7 protein-coding genes, 1 pseudogene and 1 other annotated feature are annotated in these 13,998 nt (G+C 65.9%); of the genes and pseudogenes, 3 read left to right on the top strand and 5 right to left on the bottom strand.

Annotation, left to right across the window (positions count from 1 at the left end; genetic code table 11):
- Positions 1-551 (bottom strand): annotated as a pseudogene (locus AC1D15_RS05660) (transposase); the annotation flags it as partial.
- Positions 157-273 (bottom strand) — a sequence feature (AL1L pseudoknot). (Overlaps the previous pseudogene by 117 nt.)
- 628 nt (positions 552-1,179) lie before the next feature.
- Positions 1,180-1,359 (bottom strand): hypothetical protein, encoded by a 180-nt coding sequence (locus AC1D15_RS05655; protein ID WP_477825234.1) that lies wholly within the window; start codon positions 1,357-1,359, stop codon positions 1,180-1,182.
- Between the two features lie 38 nt (positions 1,360-1,397).
- Here AC1D15_RS05655 and AC1D15_RS05650 point away from each other — a divergent pair, with 38 nt between their 5' ends.
- Positions 1,398-3,563 (top strand): beta propeller repeat protein, encoded by a 2,166-nt coding sequence (locus AC1D15_RS05650; protein ID WP_477825233.1) that lies wholly within the window; start codon positions 1,398-1,400, stop codon positions 3,561-3,563.
- Positions 3,564-4,043: 480 nt separating this feature from the next.
- Entirely contained in the window at positions 4,044-6,536 is a 2,493-nt protein-coding gene (locus tag AC1D15_RS05645) for a discoidin domain-containing protein (protein WP_477825232.1), read from the top strand.
- Between the two features lie 206 nt (positions 6,537-6,742).
- On the opposite strand, the gene AC1D15_RS05640 is transcribed toward AC1D15_RS05645, so the two are convergent.
- The 3 genes from AC1D15_RS05640 to AC1D15_RS05630 all read right to left on the bottom strand — a co-directional run bounded on the left by AC1D15_RS05640 (position 6,743) and on the right by AC1D15_RS05630 (position 11,488).
- Positions 6,743-8,314, bottom strand: coding sequence for a DUF1501 domain-containing protein (locus AC1D15_RS05640; RefSeq protein WP_477825231.1), 1,572 nt, complete (start codon positions 8,312-8,314; stop codon positions 6,743-6,745).
- Positions 8,315-8,338: 24 nt separating this feature from the next.
- Positions 8,339-10,129, bottom strand: a complete 1,791-nt coding sequence (locus tag AC1D15_RS05635; RefSeq protein WP_477825230.1) for a DUF1800 domain-containing protein — start codon at positions 10,127-10,129, stop codon at positions 8,339-8,341.
- 726 nt (positions 10,130-10,855) lie between these two features.
- Positions 10,856-11,488, bottom strand: a complete 633-nt coding sequence (locus AC1D15_RS05630) for a hypothetical protein (protein ID WP_477825229.1) — start codon at positions 11,486-11,488, stop codon at positions 10,856-10,858.
- A gap of 449 nt (positions 11,489-11,937) precedes the next feature.
- Here AC1D15_RS05630 and AC1D15_RS05625 point away from each other — a divergent pair, with 449 nt between their 5' ends.
- Positions 11,938-13,998 carry a winged helix-turn-helix domain-containing protein gene (locus tag AC1D15_RS05625; RefSeq protein ID WP_477825228.1) on the top strand — a complete coding sequence of 687 codons (2,061 nt, stop codon included), beginning with the start codon at positions 11,938-11,940 and terminating at the stop codon, positions 13,996-13,998.

The raw sequence follows: 13,998 nt of genomic DNA, 5'->3' as shown, positions 1-13,998 counted from the left end.
GCGGTGCAATTGCCGCCAGACCTTGCGAGCGCCATAGACCTGCAGGTTGGCGCGGTGCACCCGCTGGACCTCATCGACCAGGACGGCATCGCGCCTGGCTCGCTGCGGCACGAGCGCCGGGTTGCGCAAGCGCGCCGCGTGGCGCCAGTAACCCGACGGGGCAACCTGCAACGCCYTGCAGATCGGCTCGACCCCGAAGTGCYCGCGCTGCGYGTCGATGAACGCYCTCACTTCTTGTGATGGCGGTCGAGCTCCGCCTTCGCGAAAAACGCGCTCGCCAGCTTCARGATCTCGTTGGTCTGGCGCAGCTCSCGCACCTCGCGTTCGAGCTCCTTGATGCGCTGCTGCTCGCTCGTCGTCGGCCCGGGGCGCAGCCCCTCGTCGCGCTCGGCCTGCCTYACCCAGCGCCKCAGCGTCTCGCTCGTGCAGCCGATCTTGCCSGCGATCGACTCAATGGCCGCCCACTGCGACTCGTATTGGCCCTGCGACTCCAGAACCATGCGCACYGCGCGCTCCATCACCTCGGGTGAAAACTTCGGGGACTTCYTCATTGCTCCATTCTCTCAATCGAAGGAGCCTCCTCKRWACCCGGGGCGATTCAATAGTGACCTTCACGGATGGACGAGGACGCCGTTCACCCGCGGGCCAGCGGTTCTCGGCTCGCCTCTTGTGAGGCCCAGGAAGTGTGAGTTTGGTGGCCCTGAGAAGGGCCGTGGGCCGATCCAATCCATGTTCATCGGTGCCAGAGGATCAGTGCATCGAATGTCGGCAACTTCATATCCACGCTTCTCGACGAAAACGCCGGCGTGCTCAGCGGAGTCGCCTGTTCCGCCACCGTAGACCTGCAACTTGGGCCGCCAGACGCGCTCGATCTCGGGCGCGAGGGCCTCGTCGCGTCGACTGCGCGCGCACCGCCTGCGAGGGTCACCGAGACGCCCGCGACGTTTTGGGTCTGGACCTGAGCGTCGGACCAGTCGCTGTTCGATGTCAATCGAATCGGTCTGAATTTGCATCCTGTTGCATGGCGTCTCGCCGCGCCAACGCTGCACGTCGCTTTCGTCGGTTCGGCACAGTTTCATCAATTTTGCCCCATGTCGCGCCCCACACAATCGCGCCGGGAATTGAGAGCGTGGCACGTCGAACGACATGTACGCGCCGCACTTTGACGCCATAGGAACTTCACGATGAGCATGCCAAGCCAACGCCCGACACGTGCCACTGCAACAAGCGCACTGCTGTGCGCACTGGTGCTGTCATCCTGTGGAGGTGGCAATAACTCGGGCACCCCATCGCCGCCTGTCGGCTCTGCACCTGCACCAGCACCAGCACCAGCACCAGCACCAGCACCAGCACCAGCACCTGCTCCTGCTCCTGCCCAGGCCACCACCTGGAAGAGCGTGAAGTTCGGTGGTGGCGGCTACGTCAGCGGCCTCGTCTTCCATCCGACCACCGCCAACCTGCTGTACGCGCGCACCGACGTCGGTGGCGCCTACCGCTGGAACCAGGGCACGTCGTCCTGGACGCCCATCACCGACGGCCCGGGGTTCGGCGGAGGCGAGGAACGATTCCACGGCATCGAAAGCATCGCCGTCGATCCGAACAACGACCAGCTCGCCTACCTGGCCGCCGGCATGTACACGTCCGGTGGCAACGGCCGCCTGTACATCTCCAGCGACCGCGGTGACCACTGGACCCATGTCGCCCTGCCCTTCCCCCTGGGCGGCAACAACCCCGGCCGGGCCATCGGCGAACGCCTGATGGTCGACCCCAACAAGCCGTCGACGATGTTCTACGGCTCGCGCACGGCTGGCCTGTGGAAGAGCGCCGACTCGGGCCTCACCTGGGCCCAGGTCACGTCGCTGTCGAGCGCCACGTTGACCCAGGACCAGGTCAATGCCTTGGGCATGAACAGCGCGATGGGCGTCGAGACGGTCGTCTACGACACCGGCACCAAGGGCAGCGGCTCGGCCACGCAGACGATCTACGCGCCCATCGCGCCGGACTACGTCCAGACAGCAGGCCTGGCCTCGAACCTGTACAAGTCCGGCAACGGTGGCGCCTCGTGGACCCCGGTCTCGGTCCCGATCTCCGGCTATCACATCCCGCACATGGTGCGCGCCGCAGACGGCATGTTCTATGTGGCCTTCACCAAGGAGACCGGCCCGGGCGCCGGCGGTCCCGCCCGTCTCTACAAGTTCGACGGCAGCAACTGGACCTTGCTCGACAGCAACGACTCCGCCGGCTACGGCGGCGTGTCCGTCTCCGGCACCGGCTCGACCACGCGCATTGCGCTGGGTGTGACCAACACCTGGGGCAGCTTCAGCGGCCAGCAGATCATCCGGCTGTCCGACGATGCCGGCCGCACCTGGCGCGAGATCGCGGCCACCATGCCGCATACGCCGGCCGACGCGGCTTTCTGGGGCTGGCCCGACGACATCGAGATCGATCCTGCCAACCGGGATCACATCCTGTACGGCCATGGCGGCGGCGTCTGGGAAACCCGCAACGCGTCCTCGGCCACCCCGAGCTGGAACGAGCTGAACGACGGCATCGAGGAGACTGCCGTCCTGGGCCTGGCCACGCCGCCGGCGGGCGCCACGTACACCGTGATCAACAGTACGGGCGACATCGGCACCTGGGTGCACACCAACCTCGCGACCAAGCCGACGCTGACGCCGGCCACCAGCTGGAGCAACGGCTTCGCCGCCGACATGGCGTGGTCGGACCCGCAGTACATGGCCACCATCGGCGTCGTCCTGGGCAACAGCACCAGCTACGGCGCGTGGTCCGGCGACGGCGGCAAGACCTGGGCGAAGTTCGCCACCTACCCGCCGGGCGTCGCGGACAACAAGGGTGGGGAAGCGAGCATCGCGGTCACGGCGCGCAACAGGGCGGTCTGGGCGCCCGGCTACTCGGTACCGTCCTACACCACGGACAACGGCGCCACCTGGGTGCCGACCAATCTGCCGGCGATCGACAGCATCTTCCCCCGCGCCTACCACCTGGTCGCAGATCGCAAGAACCCGAACAAGGTCTATGCCTACGATTCCGGCGGCCATTGGTGGGGCACGCCGGGCAAGGTCTACGTSTCGACSGATGGCGGCCACAMSTTCACGCTGAGCCMGGGCTCGGTGGCCGCGGGGCTGGCCCCCGGCTACTTCTCGAACAATTCGCTCGCGGTCAACCCCAACGYCGAGGGCGACCTCTGGCTGGCCGACGGCAACGCCGTGTACCGTTCGGTGGATTCAGGGGCGACCTGGACGAAGCTGAGCCAGTTTGCGTCGATCCCGGGCAGCAACCCGTGGCCCGACGTGCAGGGCGCCACCCTGGTGGCATTGGGCAAGGCCAAGCCCGGCGCTGCGTACTCGGCAGCGGTCTACGTGGTGGGCGTGGTGAAGGGCATGTGGGGTGTGTACCGCTCCGACGACGCCGGCGTGACCTGGACTCGCTTCAACGACGACGCTCACCAGTTCGGCGGCATGAGCGTCATGGCGGCCGACCAGAACGTCTATGGCCGGATCTACGCCAGCGGCACCGGCCGGGGCCTGCTGTACAGCAATTGACTCCCGTCCACTTCATCCCCGCATCGCTCATGAACAAGGCAACTGCGTTGGGCACCTTGCCCGATAAGCCGGCACGCCGCGACTTCGTGCGCACCGTGGCAGGTGCCGGACTGGCTGCCGTAGCCTGTGGTGCGGCGGCCGCTGACGCCGACCCTTCCGCCAAGGTCTCCGCCGCCGAGTGGGCGCCGGGATCGGCCGGGCAGCGCTACGGGGCGATGAGTTCGGGAATGATGTGTCGAAAGGCGGATTCCGTCACGTTGCGGATTTCGGCCGTGCTACGGTCATGACTACGCGAGTTCTCGCGCCTACGATGTCACTGAAATGGTGGGTAGGAACGGACCACCATTTTCGGCACCGACATCAAGCTGATCCATTGCGGAAGGCCGCAATCTCATCACCGTGATATCGGAGCGAGGAAGGTCGTGCGCCAAGTTGAGCTTGGCGGGGCAACCAATCCGCACGTATGAAATGACCGCTCATATGTTCAACACCACCAACTTCGCCCGCGCGCTGCTCCTGTTGACCTCCGCCGTACTCATCTCTTGCAGTGATGAGCAAAACGCGAGCGAGGATTTGGCGGAAAGCAGCGGCTCCGCGGGAGGCGGAGGCTCACAGCAGGTTCATGCCATGAAGCACCCGGGTACGCCGCTCACCCTCTCGGATCTCCAGACGCTCAAGGCGTATGTCGATCAGGGCAAGGAGCCGTGGACGTCCGCCTTCAATCAGTTGGCAAACAGTCCCACGTCCAGGCTCAGCTATGCAGGGCATGGTGGCCCGTTCGCGAAGGTGAGCCGCGCGCCCGACGAGAATCTCTGGGCCTGGCGCAACGACATGACGGCCATCTGGGATCTCTCCCGGATGTGGTATTTCACTCGGGACGAGCGGTACGCGGAGAATGCGAAGAAGTTGCTGCTTGGTTGGGCCACCACCCAAGTCGAGTTCTCGGGTCGCGAGTCGATGCTCGACCTGGGCGAATACGCTTTCCAGTTCGTGGGCGGCGCGGACATCCTGCGCAGTACCTGGCCGGGCTGGAGGGAGGACGACACGGCGACCGTCAAGAAATACTTCAGGAACGTCCTGATGCCGGCAGCGAATCCCTATGGCGACAGCTCGTACGGGGCCGCCAACAAGGGCGCACTCGCCCTCGTCGCCAGCGGACTCATGGCGATCTACAACGACGACCGCGAGACATTGGACAAGGTCGTCTACCAGACCCGCACCCTCGCCCATATCGGACTGCGAAACTCCAACGACATCGGCATGCTCGGCGACTACCTTCGCGACCAGGGGCACTCCTATGGGCAGCTCAAGTCACTGACCATGCTCGCCGAGGCGCTCTGGAGCCAGGGCATCGACATCTATTCCGACCTTGATGACCGCCTGCTGGCGGCGGGTGAGTATTTCGCGAGGGTGAACGAGCTCGTCCCGACGACAGCCCTTCCTTTCGGCACGACTGATCGYTACTACATCACCGACGTCACCGGGCACGGCTGGAACGGCGCCAATGGCGGAAACGTCGCGCTCACCCAGCTCTATGGCGCCTACGTCCTGCGCAAGGGCCTCCAGGCCCCCTTCATCGCTCAGAGACGCGGCTGGATGCCCGTGGACGGCACCAGCTTCATGTTCCTCAAGGACGCCGACACCACGAAGGCGACGCCGCCGTCGGCGCTGCCCATTCCTTCGACCACCTCGATCACCGCAGGGTTCAGCAATGCGGACATCGGGGGCGCCTCCCCAGCGGGCGTGTCCACCTACGCCAACGGCAAATGGACGATCCAGGGTGCGGGCAACGATATCTTGTGGGGCACGCAAGACGGCTGCCACTTCACCTACAAGGCCATCACCGGCAACGGCGCCATCATCGCGAAAGTCGAGTCGGTCCAGAACACCAGTCCGGCCGCAAAGGCGGGCGTGATGATGCGAACAAGCCTGGAACCAGGCGCTCCCCGCGCCTGGATGGCCGTCGCCAGCCGAGGCAACGCCGAACAGAACATGCAGAAACTCGCGGTGTATGGTGGCGCGAACTATGCGACCAAGGGCATGGACATCGCCAGCTCCACGCCCTCGTACTGGGTGAAGCTCGAGCGCATCGGGAACATCATCACCGGCTACTTGTCTCCCGACGGCACCAATTGGGCTGCCACCGATGTCGGCCGCATTGACGCGCCCGTTCCCGACACGATCTATGTCGGCCTGGTTGTCTCCTCGGTTGCCAAGGGCCTGAACACCTCCACCTTCAGCAACGTCCAGATCACCGGCGGCGACGGTGGTGCGCCGAGAGTCATTCCCGCGGCGCCGGCCATGCTGCTGGCCTCGCCGGGCGATGGCGCGGTGCCGCTGCGCTGGCAGGCATCCTTCGGCGCGACCAGCTACACGGTCAGGCGCGCGACATCCATCGACGGCCAATACGCGACCGTCGCGTCGGGCGTCACAGGCAGCAGCTACACGGACAAGTCGGTGACCAATGGCGTGACCTACTACTACACGGTCACGGCGAGCAATTCCGCCGGAACGAGCGGCAGTTCTCCGGTGGACAGCGCCACACCGGCTCATCCGATGGTGAACGTCGCCACTGGTGGCACCGCGAGCGACAGCACGAACACGAGTGGCGCCATGAGTGCCTTCGACCAGAACACGGCGTCGGGATGGTTCTACAAGGGCACGACCGGCTGGCTGCAGTATGACCTCGGCCACACGGAACGCGTCCAGCGCTATGCGATCACGAGCGCCGGCGGCCTGGTCCCGCGCGACCCGAAGGACTGGCAGTTCCAGGGCTCCAGCGACGGCACCACCTGGACCACGCTCGACACGCAAAGCAACCAGGCGTTCGCCCAACGCCTCGAGCTGAAGACCTACGCGATCGCAAATCCCGCTGCCTATCGCTACTACCGGCTCAACGTCACAGCCAACAATGGCGACAGCGTCTTCACGGATCTTGGCGAATTCGGGCTGCTCGTTTCCAAGCCGCAGTGATTGCACGGCAGGCGGAGTTTCCGGCGCGCTTCCAGCTCATCGCGGCGATGAACCCTGCCCGTGTGGCCACCTCGGCAGCACCATCACGACCGCTCACCTCGCGAAGCCAGTCAGTACCGGCGCGTCTTGGCCGTCCAGTGACGGCCGTGCCAGTCGCGCCGGACTGGCCCTCGGGACAGCGACGACGTGCCGCGGCGATCTGTGAATCAGCCCATGAAGCCGAGGTTGCGCACGCTCGCATCGAAGTTCGCGAGGTTCGGGAAGACTGTCAGCGCGTCGGTGTCCGACACGCCGAACCAGCGCGCCAGCGTGGCGCCGAACTGATCGACCGAGGTGGTGGGGAGCAGGCTGCCGTTGCCGATCTGGTTCGGGCTGCTGTCGAACTCATTGTTGTTCGCGTTCTTCGCGCCCAGCACCGGGACCTTGCCGTAGATGTCGCCGCCCTTGACCGCGCCACCCATCACGAAGTGGTGCCCACCCCAGCCATGGTCGGTGCCGTCGCCGTTGCTCGTGAACGTGCGTCCGAAGTCGCTCGCCGTGAACGTCGTGACCTTGTTCCGCGCGCCCATTGCGCCGAGCGCGGTGTCGAAGTAGCGCATCGCGTGCGCCAGGCGCGCCATCAGGTCGGCGTGGCTGCGGTTCTCGCCGTCGTGCGTGTCGAAGCCGCCGAGGCCGACGAAGAACACCTGGCGCTTGGCGCCGATGCCGGATGCGCTGCTCGCATCGATCATCCGCGCGACCATCTGCAGCTGCTGCGCGACGTTGCTGAACGCCTTCGCGCCGGTCAGCGGGTTGTCGTACTGTAATTTCGGGTCGGCACTGGCGTTGTAGTTGCCGCCGCTTGCCGGCGGCGTGCCGAACATCGGATCGCTCGGCGCCTTTAACGCGGTTCGCAGCGTCGTCTCGGCGTCGATCGAGCGCGCCGCGACCGCGGCGAGATCGGCCTCGAAGACGTGGCCGCCGCGCGTCGCAGAGACGACCTGCTGCACCGCGGTGGTCAATTCGAGCGAGCCGAGAATCCGGCCGCCCACGGGCGCGCCCAGTTGGATCGCGCCGTTCGGGCTGACCTGGTACTGCTGGACGCTCTGACCCGTCAGCCACACCGAGTTGCCGGAGGTCGAGATCGCCGTGAAGATCGCGCGGCTGTTCTGCGACACCATCAGGTCGCCGAGCCGGCCACCCCAGCCGACCGTCGCGCCTTCGGGCTTGAAGGACAACCAGGTGTTCGACTGGTCGTTGTGCGAGAACAGCATCGCGGGCCGCCGGCCGCTGCCGTTGTTGTACGTTTGCTTGGTCAGCGGCTCGACCAGCGGGCCGACGTTGGAGATGATCGCGAGCCGCTTGTCGGTGTTGAACATCGACTGCAGCGAGCCCATCAGCGGATGCAGCGCGAACGTCTGCGTGCCGCCGCCAGGCGCCGTGCGCGCGGTGGTCGGCGTGATCGGCAACACGCCGCCGAGCCGTGCCGGCGAGCCGGCCGCGGCGCTGACGACCGCCGCGGTACCAGGCGCCATCAGTGCAAGCGAATCGGGCGCCTGGTTGCGCACCGTCGTGTAGTTGGTCCACGAGGCCGTGTCGGTCGGCAGGATCGTGTTCATCGAGTCGTTGCCGCCGTACAGGAAGATGCAGACGAGCGCCTTGTAGTCGCTGGCCGACTGCGCGGCGGCCGAGCCGATGGCGGCCAAGTTCAGCGCAAGCGGCGCGGCTGCGGCGCCGGCGGCAGACAGCACACCGGCGTTGCGCAGGAAGAGACGTCGGGACAGGTGGTGGTCAATCATGGTGGACTCGATACGTAGTTGCGCTCAGCGCTGCACCTGGAACTCGGGCGACACGACGRTCAGGAAGATGGCCGTGCGCACGCGGTCTTTCTTCGCGAGGTCGACGTCGGCCTGGTTCGACTTGTCGGTCTTCAGCGCGGGGATCGCGAACGTGTCGACGCAGTTGCTGATCAGGCTCTTCAGCGCGGCCGGCATCGTGCCGTACATCAGGCGGGCGTTCAGGCGATCGACGAGGGCCGAGCTGTTGTCGGCGAGCGCGAGTTCGGCGCCGTAGTCGGGCTGCAGGTCGCGGCGGTTCACCGTCGTGCCGTTGACGGTGGTGTTGAAGATGCCGACGCCGTCCACAACGTTGTAGAACATATAGTTGACGTAGCCTGCAGCACTGGTCTCGCTGGCCAGCTGCATTTCCGGCACGGCCAGGCCCGCTTGCGCCGCCCCCGTGCCGGGCGGCACGTAGCCCGGACGATAGAAGTTGAAGACCGACGGTGAGCGCAGCGGCGATTGGCCGAGAGTGAAGGCAGCATCGTCGGTGGTGCCGACGCGATAGTCGCCGGTGTCGGACTTGAACGCGAACGCGCGCATGAAGGCCGAGAGCTTCAGCACCGGCTCGCGCAGCTTGCCGGAGCTCGTCGTCATCTGGCGCGCCTCGGGGTTCATGAGCACGGCCTTGACGACCGCCTTCATGTCACCGCGCACGCCGGAGCCGTTGTTGGCGAACCGCGCCGACACCGCGGCGACGTAGGCCGGGCTCGGGTTGCTCGTGACCAGCCGCTGGATCAGCTGCCGGCCGATGAACGGGCCGACGTTCTGGTGGTTGTACAGCGTGTCGAGCGCGATCTTCAGGCTCGCATCAGGGTCGGCCGTGCCTTGGGCGGGGATCGTCACGCCGAGGAACTTCTTCTCCTCGGTGCTGTGGTACGCCGGATAGCCGCGCACTGGCTTGGTGGTGCGGTCAGGATCGCCGACGCCCGCCTTCTGGCCGAGGAAGAAACAGCTGCTGTCCGGCCAGGCGGGGCAGGCCCAGCTCCAGCCGGTGAAGACGCGGGCCATGCCGCTGATGTCGGCCTGGCCGTAGGTGTCGATCGGCTGGCCTGCATTGAGCTGCTTGCTGCCGTCGGGGTTGAGCATGTGCAGGCCGATCGACATCAGCTGCATCACCTCGCGGGCGTAGTTCTCGTCCGGCACGCGGCCGGTCGCCGGATCGGCCTTCTGGTTTCTCAGCGCCGTCAGATAGCCCAACATCTGCGGATGCTTGGAGACCGCCTCGATCAGGTCGCGGTAGTTGCCCAGGCCCTTGTCACCGAGCATGTCGAGGAAGCCCGCGGACGCACGCGCGTCGACGTTTGCGTCCTGCATCGCGATCACGAAGATCTGCGACAGCGAATACGCGACGCGCTGGCGCAACTGGTCGTCGCCGCTGATCGCGTTGCGCCAGAACGCGTGGAGCGTGCCGTCCTGGGCCGAGTTGACGGTCGCATTGTTCTCCGTGGCCTTCGCATCCCAGAGTGCCAGATTGCTGGACGCGGGCTTCGCGAACTGCTCGTCGATCCAGGCCGAGTAGCCGACCGACATCACATGGTCGACCTCGGCATCGGTCGGGCCGAACGTGGCCTGCGTCAGGAAGCGCGCAGCCTCGGCACGCGAGGCCGGCTTCTCGGTTGCAGGTGCAGGTGCAGGTGCAGGTGCAGGTGCAGAGCCGACGGGGGGCGCCGGGGCGCTCGAGTCATTGCCACCCCCACAGGCTGACAGCACCAGTGCGCACAGCAGTGCGCTTGTTGCAGTGACGCGAGTCGGGCGTTGGCATGGCATGCTCATCGTGAAGTTCCTGTCGCTTCAAAGTGTGGCGCGTACATGTCGTTCGACATGCCGGGCTTTCGTTTCCCGGTGCGATTGTGTGGGGCGCGACATGGGGCGAACTTGATGAAACTGTGACGAGCCGACGAGAGCCACGTGCAGCGTTGGCGTGGCGAGACGCTATGCAACAGGATGCAAATTCACCCCGAATCGATTGACTCGAGCAGCGCCTCGCCTGGCGGATTCAGCTGCAGACCCGCGGGCAATTCGATGGTGCACATCGCTGTGCTACTTCACCAAGGAACTCCGGTCGACTCCCGTCATCTGTGCATGGCGGCCAATAAGCGTCGGCCGCCAAGTAGGAAACGAAGGCCCTAGCGCAGTCCGACATCGGGCATGGGTCACGTAGGCATTTCGCACCGACACGGCGCAACGTTCCCAATCGCTCTTCATCGACCAGCGAAGCCGTACCGATGACTCAGGCCACGAGACTGCCGCATGGATCTGGACTTGCGCAACGAGGACAAGACCAACTTGCCGCCGCCATTCAAGGCCCCTCCCCGGTTGCAGACGAGAGGTCAGCAGAGCTGAACCAAGGAATGCGGCAGATGGGCTGCCGGGCGTTACGAGGCCGAAGGAGAACGCACGCCGCGCCGGATCCGGCAAGTCCTTGAGATTGTCGTCTTCAGCAAATGTCTCGGACATGTTCCGTTCCTTCGGCACGCTACGGCGAGGAAAGAATGCGACTCAGCTTCCGAATGATCTGAGGCTCGCTTTTTCGCACGGCTGTGTTTCGAGGAAGTCAGTAACTCCCCAAGGACCACCGATCATCGAATCGCGGGCTAGAGATGCGCTGAAACTGGCGGCAGTCGCTTCGATTCGCCACTTGCGGTCTTCAACCGCGAGCATCGCCGAGACATGAGCTCTATGGGTTTGCAGATGTCGTTCGAGTTGCAGGCGAAGCACGCGCAACGCAGGATGCTGCGGCAAAACTGTATCGAGCTGACGGACCGCAATCTCAGCCGCCCGAGGCGGCAGGCGCGCAAAGGGATCATCGGGCGACGACAGGCGGCAGGAAGACTCGACAAGGGCGAGATGGCGCAGTCGGGAGCGCRCAGTTGCGTCCATGTCTAGCAACTGCGTCAGCACGTCGACCGGCACCGGCACTGCGCGGGGCAGTGACGTCTCGACCAACGCTGGTGGTGTAGTAAGCAAGGCCGACTCGAGCGATCGCTCTGGAGTCAGCACCGAAGACCTCGAAATGGTTTGGGCGGATCGGCGGTAGGCCGGCCGCCTTCGAAAGCGAAACGACAGACGGGACCACCATGATGGTTTCGTCGCCAAGAGCGCCATCGCCACTGCCTTGAATGTGGTGTTCATGTTGATGGCGGTATTGACCAGCGGCGCCCGACAAACAATCCGAGCATCGCGAAGGCAGCGAGCGTACAAGCACGCGACCACAAAACTTGAAGCCCAACTCGGGCACGAAACGCAMGAGCAACGGCGCGGTCGGGGGCTGGCGTGTCGGCGCGAGGTGACGTCGGCGAAGTCCATGGCAGCCACAGTGTCAGCGAGCGTTGGCGGGCATACTTGATGAACTTGTGACGAATCGCAGGCACAAGGTTCACGGATACGCATTTGGGCAACAACTCACGCTTGTGCGCCTTGTGCCGAAGCCCCGGTCGGCGCCGCGCCAGCGCACTGGGAGTCCACGGCGCGCAAGCGCAAGATCGCATGCCAACGATGCAACGTTTTTCCCCCACCACGCCCCGAGATGCTGCGCTGCGGCCGACTGGCTCGCGATGCCGCGGCCGCAGCGCGCCGACGCCATGAGCGAGCTTCTCATCACACTGCCCGGCGGGTCGCTCGACCTGCTTGGACGACGCGTGATCCGCCACGGAGAACCGGTGAAGCTCGAACCGCGGGCGTGGCGCGTGCTGGAGCAACTGGCCCGTTTCCGCCATCGCGTGGTGACGAAGGAGGAACTGCTGGCCGCGCTGCGTCCGGAGGGGGCAGCATCCGAAGCCGCGCTGCGGCAGGCGATCCGTGCGGCACGACTGGCCATCGGGGACGACGGGCCGCAGCCGATCATCCGCTCGATCCCACGTGTCGGCTACATGTTCGACGTGCCATCGGCACCGGCACCGGCATCGGCATCGGCATCGGCACCGGCATCGGCACCGGCATCGGCATCGGCATCGCACCCAGAGCGGCCCACGCCCRGCTCGTCGCGCGACGGTATCCCGTCGTTGATCATCGGCCCGTTGCGCAATCACACCGGGCGCCCAGGCCTGCAGTGGGCGACGCACGGCCTAGTGGCCTGCATCGCGCATGGCCTGTCGATCGACGGACGCATCCAGGTTCAGGACGCGCAGTCACTGGAGACGTCGTGGCCGCAAGAAGACCGGCGGATGCTGCAGATGTTGCGCGCGGCCGGCGCGCGCTTTGCCGTGGTCGGCTCCTTGACACTTGCAGGGCCCGAACTCGTACTCGATCTCCACGTCCATGAGCAGGACAGGAAGACCGCCATTTCAATCCGCGCCGCCGCTCCCGCAGGGCTCGTGCTTCCCGCCATGAAGGCCCTGCGGCACACACTGCTGGGCGTCGGCGAGCGCCACGGCCACGAGTTGCATGGCTGCTCGTTCCTGTCCATCGAGTTGTTCGCAAGGGCCAAGCACTCCGCTGCAATGAACCGCCAGCCTGCCGCGCTTCGGGCACTTGCGCTTCTGCAGCACCTGGACCCGGGTTTTCCGCGCCTCGATCTGGAACTGCTGCGTGCACAGGCCGTCTGCGGCAGCGACGAAGGGCTGGTCTGCGGGGCACGCCTGTTGGAGGCCGCCAGACGCAACCAGGACCAGTGCCTCGAAGCGCAAGTGCAGCAGTGCTTCGGGACGCTGTACCACGTGAAAGGCCAGTTGCGCGACGCGGCGCAGAGTCTGGAGCACGGCCTCGCGCTGGGCCGCGTCTGCATGCCGCCGCACTGGCAGGGACACACCCTGACGCTGCTGGCATCCGTCGAGTGCCGCCTCGGCGAGCTGCATTCCGTAGCGACGCGTCTGAACGAGGCCCAGGCGATCTTCACCGGCATCGGCAGCCACTGGGGGCTGCTGAACGTGCTGTGGCTCCGGGCGATCATGAGCTCGCTGTCTGGCCATGCCGAGAAGTCCATCCACTGGAACAGGAAGCTTGCCCACGTGGCGCGCAGGCTCAACGCCACCACGGCGCTTGCAAGCGTGTGCCTCAATCTCGCGGGCGAACTGCTTTACGCGGACCGGCTGGACGAGGCGCGAGAGTGCGCGGAAGAGGCGACCGCGACTGCGCTGGCGATCGAGGCCAACGTGAGCCTGTTGAGCACCGTCGCCAACATCCACTGCCTGCTCCATCGCCAGCAAGGCCGCCCGGACGCCGCCGCCGAGCTGCTGTCCCTGCTGCCCCAGCCGGACCGTGTGCAGGATGACGGCTACCTTTGGCAGGCCCATGGCCATGCCGCCATGGCGGCTGGGCGCGTCAACGAGGCGGCCGACTGTTTTTTGCGGGCGGCGTCCGAGTGCCGTCGCAACGGCAACCGAGTGGCCGAGGCGCCGTTGTTCCCCTGGCTCGTTGAGGCCCTCGTGCGCAGCGGACGCCTTCCACTCGCGGAGGCTGAACTCGACCGCGCAGACGCGCAAGCCCATCTGCAGGACGAAAACACCACCGCGAACCTGCTGTACCCGCGTGCGTTGCTGGCACGGCGGCGCCAACAGGAACCGGAGACCCAGTCGCTGCTTGCGCGGCTCGCAACCGCGCCGGCTGCCCTGCCTCTCTTCCGGCGGCTGGGGCAGCAGCTGTCGGCAGCACCCAGCGAGGCGCGGCGCGAGCCCCCTTTGCCGCTGGCGCCGCCCAATGAATGA

It is taken from the genome of Rhizobacter sp. P2_H2, assembly GCF_056403375.1.
The sequence above is the reverse complement of the archived record's forward strand: the minus strand, read 5'-3'. Positions and strand labels throughout refer to the sequence as shown.

What these genes read in the sequence shown, in the direction of transcription:
- AC1D15_RS05640 (WP_477825231.1), bottom strand. Translation starts at nt 8,314, where the DNA reads ATGATTGACCACCACCTGTCCCGACGTCTCTTCCTGCGCAACGCCGGT.